This window comes from Clostridium sp. AM42-4, assembly GCF_003480105.1.
GTDB lineage: Bacteria > Bacillota > Clostridia > Lachnospirales > Lachnospiraceae > Brotaphodocola.
Genome location: NZ_QUIK01000013.1, coordinates 73,738 through 74,098 on the forward strand (window position 1 = coordinate 73,738; position 361 = coordinate 74,098).

The window sequence follows — 361 nt, forward strand, 5'->3', positions numbered from 1 at the left end:
AATGCCTGCATAATTAAAATCAAGATCCAGAAAACTTATACCAATCTATAAATTTATAATTCCAGATTCTACCTATCCAAAATTTACCAGAAAAACGAGGTGAAGTTACAATCAAAGTACCATATGAGCAGCCGTTTGAATAATTATTTTTACTCATTAAAAGAGCATGGAAATCACCTGTCGTATAATCAGTAAAACCACCTTTACCAGGATCAAGCTTGCTATTTACATCCGCACTACAATAGTCAAACCTATAAAAACCGCAATGAATAAGTTGTGATGGACTTGATAGCGTACCAATATCATCTTCAACAATAACCCCTTTGTTTTTGTCGATATTTACATTGGTAAAATTACTATT

Annotated in this window: 1 protein-coding gene; it reads right to left on the reverse strand. The window is 32.1% G+C overall.

The window, feature by feature from the left end; genetic code table 11:
• Positions 1–19 precede the first annotated feature (19 nt).
• Positions 20–361, reverse strand: a 342-nt coding sequence (locus tag DW922_RS17400) for a hypothetical protein (RefSeq protein WP_195715056.1), incomplete at its 5' end; no start/stop codon positions are given.